Here is a 7,866-nt window from a genome sequence, read left to right on the forward strand (position 1 = left end):
CAGCTGGACCTCGGCGCTGCCCCTCATTGTCCAGCCGGACATTTCTCCCCGTATAGTGACGGGGAGAAAGGGCCATATTCTCCCGCCGATCGGCGACAATAGGAAGACCTTCTGATGCCCACCCCTCTCGTTGTCTCCGATGTCGCCAAAAGCTTCACCATGCACCTGCGCGATGGCATCCGGCTGCCGGTCGTCGCCGGCGTGTCCTTCTCGATCCGCGCCGGCGAATGCGCCGTGCTCGGCGGCCCGTCCGGCGCGGGAAAAAGCTCGATCCTCAAGATGCTCTACGGCAACTACGCCGTCGACGAGGGCCAGATCATCGTCCAGCACGAGAACGGCCTGATCGATCTCGCCAGCGCCAGCCCGCGCACGGTGCTTGCCGTGCGCCGGCAAACGATTGGCTATGTCAGCCAGTTCCTGCGCACCGTGCCGCGCGTCTCGGCGCTCGACGTCGTTGCCGAGCCGCTGGTCGAGCGTGGCGAGGAGCGCGGGGCAGCGCGCGACAAGGCGCGCGCCTTGCTGGCGCAGCTCAACCTGCCGGAAAAGCTCTGGGCGTTGCCGCCGGCGACCTTCTCCGGCGGCGAGCAGCAGCGCGTCAACATCGCGCGCGGCTTCATCACCGAGCATCCGGTCCTGCTGCTCGACGAGCCGACCGCCTCGCTCGATGCCAGGAACCGCGATGTGGTGGTCGAGTTGATCGCCGCCAAGAAGGTGGCGGGCGTCGCCTTGCTCGGCATTTTCCACGACCAGGATGTGCGCGAGGCGGTCGCCGACCGCATCATCGACGTCACCGCCTTCGCCGCCGGAAAGATCGCGGCATGACAAGGAAACTGTCGGAAACACCGCTGGTTCATCCGACCGCGCAGGTCGAGAATTCGACGCTCGGCCGCTGGACCGAGATCGCCGATCGCAGCCGGGTCTCGGAAAGCGAGCTCGGCGACTATTCCTACATGATGCAGGATTGCGCCGTCTGGTGCGCGACCATTCGCAAGTTCTCCAACATCGCGGCCAGCGTGCGCATCAATGCCACCAACCATCCGACCTGGCGGCCGACGCTGCACCACTTCACCTACCGCGCCTCCGACTATTGGGACGACGCCGAGCACGAAAGCGAATTCTTCGCAGAGCGCCGTGCGAAACGCGTCACCATCGGCCACGACACCTGGCTTGGCCATGGCTCGACCATCCTGCCCGGCGTCACTGTCGGCGATGGCGCGGCGGTCGGCGCCGGCGCCGTGGTGTCGAAGGATGTTGCGCCTTACACCATCGTCGGCGGCGTGCCGGCGAAGCCGATCCGCGAGCGTTTCGACCGTCGCACCGCCGAGCGCTACCAGGCGCTCGCCTGGTGGGACTGGGACCATGCAAGGCTGCGTGCTTCGCTCGACGATTTCCGCGCGCTTTCAGCCGAGGCGTTTCTCGAAAAATATAGCTGACGTCACCGATGTTCCCGTGTGCGTCATTGCCAGGGACGGACGCTGGAATTTCATATCCCTGACACAGGATTAGGTCACGAGGCGGTCTTTCTCTGGAGATCGCAATGCTCGATTTGGTCAGACCCTCGCTCGCCGGTTTCTTCGAAGGCACCAACCCGACGCCTCCGGTGCATCTCGGCACCCGTTACGACGCGGCGGGCAACTTCCTCCTGGAGCCTGGCAACACGGTCGTCAGCCACCTCGTCAACGGCTCGCCCTCCGAAGCGGCGGTCATCGAGGTGCGCGAGCGCATGCGCGCCATGCTTGACGCCGACCGGCTTGCCTTCACCCCGGTCTCTAGCCTGCACATGACGTTGTTCCAAGGCATCATCGAGCGCCGCCGCCGGCTCCCCTATTGGCCTCGGGATGTGGCGCTCGACACCGGCATCGACGGCATGACCCGCCTTTATCTGGAGCGCCTGGAAGGCTTCCAGGGGAGCGGCGCGTTCAGGATAAGAGCCATCGGCGTCACCCCGAACGGCCTTACCGTTGCCGGCGCCTCGGACGAAGACCGGCGCATCCTCCAGGCCTGGCGCGATGCACTGTCGGTGCCGTTCGGCTACCGCCACCCCGACCATGACACCTACGTCTTCCACATCACCTTCGCCTACCAGATCCGCCGCCTTGCCGACGGGCGCGCGGCGGCCTGGCAGGACCTGTTCGACGATTGCCTGTCCTTCCTCGACCGCGAGGCGCCGGTCATCGAACTCAATCCGCCGGCCTTTTGCAGTTTCCGCGACATGAAGCATTTCGAGGAGCTCCTGGTCCTCGGTTGAGTCCATGCATGGCGCCCAAAAGTGCCTAGCGATTTGGGACAACGACATGCAGGCATTCCGGCTCTGGGCCCTAGCCTGTGGGCGGTAACAAAACTGACATCAATCCGACACGGCAGGTTCATGGCGTTGCGCTAGCCAAGGTTAACAGACCTTCAAAGCGCGACTGGACTGGAGCTTTGCCCATGTCAGCAACATCCGCCACGCTCGAAATCCGCGGTGTCACCCGACGATTCGGCAAGAACACCGCGGTCAGCGCTGTCGACCTGTCGATCCCGCAGGGCCAGATGGTCGGCATCATCGGCCGCTCCGGCGCCGGCAAATCGACGCTTCTGCGCATGATCAACCGTCTCATCGACCCCAGCCAGGGGTCGATTTTTTTTGACGGCGCCGAAGTCTCCCGCCTGCAGGGTTCGCCGCTGCGGCGCTGGCAGCGCGACTGCGCCATGATCTTCCAGCAGTTCAACCTGGTACCGCGCCTCGACGTGCTGACCAACGTGCTGCTCGGCCGGCTAAACCACCGCTCGACGCTCTCCAACCTGTTCGGCATGTTCTCGCGCAGCGAATGCGCCGAGGCGGTAGCGGCGCTCGAGCGCCTCGACATCGCCCGCACCGCGCTGCAGCCGGCTGGCACGCTGTCCGGCGGCCAGCAGCAGCGCGTGGCGATCGCGCGCGCCATGATGCAACAGCCGAGGGTGCTGCTCGCCGACGAGCCGATCGCCTCGCTCGACCCGCTCAACGCCAAGGTGGTGATGGACTCGCTGCAGGACATCAACCTGCGCGAAGGCATCACCGTCATCACCAATCTGCACACGCTGGACACGGCGCGGGCCTATTGCAACCGCATCATCGGCATGGCCGCCGGCAAGGTCGTGTTCGACGGCGCGCCCGAGGATCTCGACCGCGACGCCGTGCGTCTTGTCTATAGTGCGGACAGCAATGGCGCCGATATCTCCGAGGCCATCACGTCGACCAGCGTCAACTTCAAGCCGAAGATTACCGCATCCGCCGGACCGCTCGAGCCCGCATTCCCCGGCTACTAGTCGATGTTTGCGAACCGTCCGCGCTGACGAAGAGCGGCAACCGGTTCGGCAAGGATCATGGCCAAGAAAACGAGCAACCCGGATCGCCCGCCCGCGTCAAAGGCAGCTGTCAAAAATTCGAACGTCGCCGGCGCGAGGCCGGAACAACAGGAGAGAGATCCAAATGTTTAGGAAGATGGTTTTTGGCGCCGTATCACTGCTCGCCATCGCGACGAGCGCTGCTCATGCCGCTGACCTCAAGGAATTCCGCGTCGGCATCCTTGGCGGCGAAAACGAGACGGACCGGCTGCGCAACTACCAGTGCCTGGCCGACCATTTGAAGGCAGAATTCGGCTTCGAGAAGGTCTCGCTGTTCCCGGCCGCCGACTACGACGGCGTCATCCAGGGCCTGCTCGGCGGCACGCTCGACTTCGCCGAGCTCGGCGCTTCCGGCTATGCCAGCGTCTATATCAAGGACCCCAAGGCGGTCACCCCGATCCTCACCACCCAGCAGACCGACGGCGCCACCGGCTACTATTCGATCGGCCTGGCGCTGAAGTCGTCGGGGATCACCGACATCAAGTCGGCCAAGGGCAAGAAGCTCGGCTATGCCGACCCGGACTCGACCTCCGGCTATCTGATCCCGCTGACCCAGATTCCGAAGGACACCGGCCAGTCGAACGAGGCCTTCTTCGCCTCGACCCAGTTCAACGGCGGCCATGAGAACAACATCCTCGCCGTCCGCGACGGCAAGGTCGACGTCGCGGTGGACGATTCCTCCGGCATCGGCGATTTCAAGAACGGCTATACCTCCGGCACCTTCCACAAGGAAGTCGCCAAGGGCGCCGTCGATCCGAACGACTTCGTCGAGGTCTGGCGCTCCGGCCTGATCCCGAACGGCCCGCTGGTCGTGCGCACCGCGCTCGGCGACCACATGACCGCCAAGCTCACCGCCTTCTTCACCGCGCTGCCGACCAAGGACAAGGCCTGCTTCGAGGGCGTCGAGGGCGGCGACTTCACCGGCTACGTTCCGGTCAAGCCGGACTTCTACAATGTCATCGTCGAAGCCCGCAAAGCCGCGATCGGCGGCTGACGGCATCAGGAAAAAGGGCGGCGGTCAAAAACGCCGCCCTTTTTGCATCTCCCGATCATGACTTCAGCGACAATCCATTCCGATGCGACCCGCCTGGCGGCCGATGCCTGGCGGCGCCAGACGTCGTTGCGCCGGCTTTACACCGGCCTCGGTGTCGGCCTGCTTCTCGTCGCCATGTGCGCGACCATGTGGTTCGCCGACGAGGCCAATGCCGGTCACTTCTTCGAACGGCTGCCGCATTTGCTGGATTTCCTGAGCTGGCTGATCCCCAAGGATTGGAACGACGTCTGGCGGGCGCTGTTCGACGTCGCCTCGCCGCATGACATCGGCACCCAGGAATTCAACTTCCCACTCGGCCGCGTCTACGTCTGGGGCGGTTTCTACATCCCCGAATATTTTGAGCTGATGCTGACCACGGTCAACGTGGCGCTGGTCTCGACCTTCATCGGTTTTGTCTTCGCCGTGCCCTTCTCCTTCATCGCCGCGCGCAACCTGACGCCGAGCCCGGCGCTCAGGCTCGTCGTCAAGCGCTTCATGGAACTGCTGCGCGCCTTTCCGGAGATCGTCATTGCCGGGCTGTTCGCGGCCATCGTCTCGATCGGCCCGGTCGCCGCCATCATCGCCATCGGCCTGCATTCGATCGGCGCGCTCGGCAAGCTCTTCTACGAGATCAACGAGAACATCGACATGCGCGCCGAGGAAGGCTTGCGGGCGGTCGGCGCCAACTGGTTCGAGCGCATCCGCTTTGCCGCCCTGCCGCAAGTGCTGCCCAATTTCATGTCCTATACGTTGCTGCGCATCGAGATCAACGTGCGCATCTCGACGATTATGGGCGCAGTCGGCGGCGGCGGCATCGGCGAGGAGCTGAAGCTCTCCATCTCGCGCGGCTTCGGCGCCAAGACGCTGGCGCTGGTGCTGCTGCTCTTCACCACCATCTTCATCGTCGACCAGTTCTCCGCCTGGCTGCGCCGCAAGCTCGTCGGCGAGCAGGCCTTTCTGATGAGCGCCTGACCATGATCCCGAAAAGTGGACGCCGGTTTTCGGACAAGATCATGGTCAGGACCAAGGGTTGAGCCATGGCCACGATCACAGCAAACGATATGCAGGCGATAGAGGCGCGCTACCCGCAGATATTTCGGCGGCCGCTCTACAAGCGTTTCGGACCGCTGTTCCTGGTTGCTGGAACCGTCCTGTACCTCGCCTATGCCCTGTGGTTCTTCAGCATGCCGCAGGTGCTGCGCGAGTCGCATTGGGAGCGGCTGCCGCTCTTCCTTTCGCAATGGATCAGCTACGACCTGCAGCCGGAGTTCCGCCTCGACCAGCCGGAGATCACGCCCAAATACCCGCGCTTCTCCGCGCTTGGCGAGAACCCCAATCCTGACTGGGTGATCAGGAACCCGGACGGCACCTTCACCGTGCTGATCGACGGCCTGGCCAAATCCGTCACCTTCGACAAGACCAAAGCCGTGATTGTCGCCAACGGCCAGACGGTGCCCGTGTCGCTGGCCAGCGGCAAGCCCGTGATCTCAGGCCCGGTGCCCGACTGGATCACCGCGCATGACGACGAAGTCGTCGCGAGGATGGGCTTCGTCGGCGAGGTGCGCGTCACAGTCGACCGCGTCAAGGTGCGCAAGCGTTTCCTCGGCTGGGCGAACTTCGTCTTCGACACGCGATCGCCCTTCTTCGGGAAACCGGCCGGCGAAGTGGCCGCGCTGATCCTCTCCGGTCCAGAGCTGAAACCCGGCACATCAAATCTCGCGCTTGCCGCCGACAACATCTGGAACAACGCCCAGTGGCAGCATGGCGATGTCTGGACGAAGCTGTTGCAGACCATCGTCATGGCATTCCTCGGCACGCTGCTCGGCGGCATCGTCGCCTTCCCGCTCGCCTTCTTCGCCGCCCGCAACATCACGCCGAGCGGGCTGCTCAGCCAGGTGCTGAAGCGCTTCTTCGACTTCATGCGCTCGGTCGACATGCTGATCTGGGCGCTGTTCTTCACCCGCGCCTTCGGCCCCGGTCCGCTCGCCGGCAGTGCCGCGATCTTCTTCACCGAGATCGGCACGCTCGGCAAAACCTATTCCGAGGCGCTGGAGAACATCGACGACAAGCCGCGCGAGGGTGTGCAGTCGACCGGCGCCAACGGCTTGCTTGTGCAGCGCTACGGCGTGCTGCCGGAGGTGGTGCCGGTCTTCATCAGCCAGACGCTCTACCAGTGGGAATCCAACACCAGAGGCGCCACCATCATCGGCGCCGTCGGAGCCGGCGGTATCGGCCTGAAATTATGGGAAGCGATGCGCACCAACTCCAACTGGGCCAACGTCTTCTACATGGTGCTGCTGACGCTGGCCGTCGTCTTCATCTTCGACAACATCTCGAACTTCCTGCGTCGCCGGCTCAGCCGCACGCTGCATGACTACAACAGGTTGCAGGCTGCGCGGGGTTAGTCCTCGCTAGCAGAATCTTGCGAGAGGTCGACGGGACAGCGCCCCCCTCTGCCCTACCGGGCATCTCCCCCACTTGGGGGGAGATCAGCCGCCACCCATGGCTTTCGCCAATCTCCTACGTTGCCGAATTGAGCTAAGCGCCGCAGCCGCCAATCTCCCCCCTTGTGGGGGAGATGTCCGGCAGGACAGAGGGGGGGCGCGAAGGATCGCGGCGCTCGTCGGACGGCCATTCTAAGCCGCCTTCTTCCACCCATCCCTGATATGCTTGTACCCCTCCCGATACACGGCCTCCGGCGTCTCCGCAAAATCCCGCCAAACCTTCGTCGCCGCAGCCAGGTCCTTCAGCGACCGCCCGAAGGATTCGATGGTCAGCCAGTCGTCATAGCCGCTCTTGCGGATGGCCGAGAACGTCTCCTTCCAGGGAATATTGCCCCGGCCCGGCACCCCACGATCATTCTCTGAAATGTGGATATGGACGACGTTCCTCCGGTTGCGCGTATAGGCGCCGATCGGATCGGCCTCCTCGATGTTGGCGTGGAACGTGTCGTACATCGCCTTGACGTGCGGCCGGTCGATCGCGTCGATATGCTCGGACAAATCGTCCATCGTGTTGAACAGATAGCATTCGAAGCGGTTGAGCGCCTCTAACCCGATCGTCACCCCCGTCTTGCCGGCATGGTCGCCGATGGCGCGCTGCGAGGCGACCGAGCGCTTCTTCTCGGCGGCCGTCGGCCCGCTGCCGGAAAAGGCGCCGAGCGTCGAATGCAGTGGACCGCTCAGCCTGTTGGCGCCGAGCGCGGCGCTGCAGTCGATCGCCCATTTCATATAGTCGATGCCGGCCTTGCGCGTCGCGGCATCGGCCGCGATCAGACTCATCGCCGGATCACCCATGGCCGAGACAGCGGTACGCTGCAGCCCGATGCGGTCGAGCAGGTCGCCGAGTTTCTTGTAGTCGTCGGGCGCGCCGGAAAACACCGGGATCTCGACGCCGTCGAAGCCGGCCGCCTTGATGTCGCGAAGCAGCGCCTCGTGCTTCTTTGAGACGCTGGTCGTCCACAAGAA

8 protein-coding genes are annotated in these 7,866 nt (G+C 64.1%); 7 read left to right on the forward strand and 1 reads right to left on the reverse strand.

Translation table 11 applies throughout. The annotated features are described in order from the left end of the window. The first annotated feature begins 114 nt into the window (after nt 1–114). From phnL to phnE (EN742_RS16250), 7 genes are all read left to right on the forward strand, one after another. The gene (gene phnL / locus EN742_RS16220) at nt 115–822 is read left to right on the forward strand and encodes a phosphonate C-P lyase system protein PhnL (RefSeq protein WP_127421456.1); all 708 of its coding nucleotides are present in this window, start codon (nt 115–117) and stop codon (nt 820–822) included. After that, the gene (locus tag EN742_RS16225; protein WP_128333024.1) at nt 819–1,433 is read left to right on the forward strand and encodes a DapH/DapD/GlmU-related protein; all 615 of its coding nucleotides are present in this window, start codon (nt 819–821) and stop codon (nt 1,431–1,433) included. Before phnL ends, EN742_RS16225 begins: the two co-directional genes overlap by 4 nt. A 104-nt stretch (nt 1,434–1,537) precedes the next feature. Beyond that, a complete protein-coding gene (locus EN742_RS16230) occupies nt 1,538–2,248 on the forward strand; it encodes a DUF1868 domain-containing protein (RefSeq protein ID WP_127406792.1) in 711 nt (236 codons plus the stop codon). A 182-nt stretch (nt 2,249–2,430) separates the two neighbouring features. Next, nucleotides 2,431–3,288: a phosphonate ABC transporter ATP-binding protein gene (phnC, locus tag EN742_RS16235; RefSeq protein ID WP_126058221.1), complete on the forward strand. Its 858-nt coding sequence runs from the start codon at nt 2,431–2,433 to the stop codon at nt 3,286–3,288. A 163-nt stretch (nt 3,289–3,451) separates the two neighbouring features. Further along, nucleotides 3,452–4,360 (forward strand): phosphonate ABC transporter substrate-binding protein, encoded by a 909-nt coding sequence (gene phnD / locus EN742_RS16240; protein WP_127406791.1) that lies wholly within the window; start codon nt 3,452–3,454, stop codon nt 4,358–4,360. A 57-nt stretch (nt 4,361–4,417) separates the two neighbouring features. Next, nucleotides 4,418–5,371, forward strand: a complete 954-nt coding sequence (gene phnE, locus EN742_RS16245) for a phosphonate ABC transporter, permease protein PhnE (protein WP_127406790.1) — start codon at nt 4,418–4,420, stop codon at nt 5,369–5,371. A 65-nt stretch (nt 5,372–5,436) separates the two neighbouring features. Further along, the gene (phnE, locus tag EN742_RS16250; protein ID WP_126058218.1) at nt 5,437–6,804 is read left to right on the forward strand and encodes a phosphonate ABC transporter, permease protein PhnE; all 1,368 of its coding nucleotides are present in this window, start codon (nt 5,437–5,439) and stop codon (nt 6,802–6,804) included. Between the two features lie 231 nt (nt 6,805–7,035). On the opposite strand, the gene EN742_RS16260 is transcribed toward phnE (EN742_RS16250), so the two are convergent. Further along, nucleotides 7,036–7,866 (reverse strand): sugar phosphate isomerase/epimerase (locus EN742_RS16260; RefSeq protein WP_148670123.1); only part of this gene is annotated, 831 nt, incomplete at its 5' end.

The organism is Mesorhizobium sp. M4A.F.Ca.ET.020.02.1.1 (assembly GCF_004022645.1).
GTDB lineage: Bacteria > Pseudomonadota > Alphaproteobacteria > Rhizobiales > Rhizobiaceae > Mesorhizobium.

Bases quoted from the DNA above. Each gene is read 5' to 3' on its own strand.
- phnL (WP_127421456.1), top strand. From the start codon at position 115: ATGCCCACCCCTCTCGTTGTCTCCGATGTCGCCAAAAGCTTCACCATG.
- EN742_RS16225 (WP_128333024.1), top strand. From the start codon at position 819: ATGACAAGGAAACTGTCGGAAACACCGCTGGTTCATCCGACCGCGCAG.
- EN742_RS16230 (WP_127406792.1), top strand. From the start codon at position 1,538: ATGCTCGATTTGGTCAGACCCTCGCTCGCCGGTTTCTTCGAAGGCACC.
- phnC (WP_126058221.1), top strand. From the start codon at position 2,431: ATGTCAGCAACATCCGCCACGCTCGAAATCCGCGGTGTCACCCGACGA.
- phnD (WP_127406791.1), top strand. From the start codon at position 3,452: ATGTTTAGGAAGATGGTTTTTGGCGCCGTATCACTGCTCGCCATCGCG.
- phnE (WP_127406790.1), top strand. From the start codon at position 4,418: ATGACTTCAGCGACAATCCATTCCGATGCGACCCGCCTGGCGGCCGAT.
- phnE (WP_126058218.1), top strand. From the start codon at position 5,437: ATGGCCACGATCACAGCAAACGATATGCAGGCGATAGAGGCGCGCTAC.